This is a genomic window from Halomonas campaniensis (assembly GCF_014193375.1).
Lineage (GTDB): Bacteria > Pseudomonadota > Gammaproteobacteria > Pseudomonadales > Halomonadaceae > Halomonas > Halomonas campaniensis.
In genome coordinates this window covers 1-1,173 of record NZ_JACHZF010000076.1, presented here as the reverse complement: position 1 = coordinate 1,173, position 1,173 = coordinate 1, and the positions used below count along the sequence as shown (strand labels likewise).

Annotated in this window: 1 protein-coding gene and 1 pseudogene; one reads left to right on the top strand and one right to left on the bottom strand. The window is 59.8% G+C overall.

The features are described from left to right. Positions 1 to 96: 96 nt before the first annotated feature. Positions 97 to 204, bottom strand: a pseudogene (locus tag BDK63_RS18315) (IS630-like element ISHsp2 family transposase); the annotation flags it as partial. A gap of 251 nt (positions 205 to 455) precedes the next feature. On the opposite strand from BDK63_RS18315, the gene BDK63_RS18310 reads away from it, so the two are divergent. Beyond that, positions 456 to 1,133: an MFS transporter gene (locus BDK63_RS18310; protein ID WP_183334590.1), complete on the top strand. Its 678-nt coding sequence runs from the start codon at positions 456 to 458 to the stop codon at positions 1,131 to 1,133. Positions 1,134 to 1,173 lie beyond the last annotated feature (40 nt).

Genomic DNA, 1,173 nt, shown 5'->3' with positions numbered 1-1,173 from the left:
ATAACCGGCAGTGGAAGGTCGCGGTAGCGCTGATCCAGCCACTACGCGATGTGTAAGGCAAGCGGAAATAGGCACGCCTTGGAATGACCGGTTACAGATGGCATGCGCACGTCGACGTAGGGCGCGCTTCTCACCATGGTGATAGGCGGAGGACAGCGTCTGCTGCTCAGACTCAGTGAGAGGGGCAACGAAGCGCCTTGCCATGGTTCCGTCCGTGTCAGTTATCCTACGCACATTATGCACGAAAACTTTCGGTTAGGCACTTAGAAGAGCACGAGCAGGCGGCGAATGATCAATTCACTCCCTGCTGCTCCCGGGCCAGGAGCCAACGATTGGTACTCGACCTGTAGACCCGGTACCTCCGACAACAACAACTCTCCGATATGGCAACCCCATGACATTCGAGGTATTCCATGACTACACAAGACCCAAGGGACCGGATCGACTCGGGCCCCATGACGCCCTACCAAATATGGATCATTGCCCTCTGTACCCTAATTGCTGCCCTCGATGGCTTCGACGTGTTGGTGATGGCCTTCACGGCCCCCGCGATTGCCAGTGACTGGGGCGTCAGCGGCGCCTCACTGGGCATACTGTTCAGTGCCGGCCTGCTGGGCATGGGCATTGGTGCCTTCTTGGTGGCTCCGCTGGGTGACCGTTTCGGGCGCCGTCCCACGGTACTATTGTGCCTTGGCCTGCTGTTGGGCTCGATGCTGCTCTCGGCGGTGACAAGCAACGCCACTCAACTGTTCATCACCCGGATGATCACTGGTATCGGCGTCGGTGCCGTGCTAGCCACCGTCAACATCGCCGTCACCGAGTACGCCAATGCGCGACGGCGCAGTCTCTGCAACGCCATCATCTCGCTGGGCTATCCTGTGGGCGCCACTTTGGGTGGGCTGATCTCGGTGTTCCTGATCGACACCTACAGCTGGCGGGCCCCCTTCGTATTTGGCGGCCTGGTCGCCCTGGTGCTGCTGCCGGTGGCTTGGCTGAGCTTCCCTGAGTCACTGGACTTCCTGATCGAGCGTCGCCCCAAAGATGCCCTGGCCAAGATCAATCGCATTCTGCCTCGCCTTAGCCCGGATGTTGCACCGGGCCGGCCAGACGCTCCCAGATCTCAGGCTCGGTGAAGACATTGGCGCTACGGGCTTGAGATTGGCTATTTCTTGA